1 protein-coding gene is annotated in these 253 nt (G+C 51.0%); it reads left to right on the forward strand.

Going from position 1 to position 253, the window contains the following annotated elements:
- Positions 1-253, forward strand: a 253-nt coding sequence (locus tag AC1RPG_RS08880; protein ID WP_481762621.1) for a hypothetical protein, incomplete at both ends; no start/stop codon positions are given.

Consider the following 253-nt stretch of genomic DNA (forward strand, 5'->3'; position numbering starts at 1 on the left):
CTTGAAGATGTGCGCAGAATTTTTACGGACAGGGGACATACGCCAACGTTCACGGATGCTGATTATGTCAATTCTCAGTCACGTTTAAGCTATGTGTGCGGCAGTTGTGGTTCTGTCGGTGGCACTTCTGCCATGTCGATGCAGCGCTATGGTAGCACCAAGTGCAAAAACTGCAAGCAACGTGTCAGTGTTGAAGAAGCGCGTGCACGCTTCTACGCGGCAGGCCATACCCCTACATTCAGCGATACTGACT

Source organism: Dellaglioa sp. CoH-57-MRSF-18 (assembly GCF_056781995.1).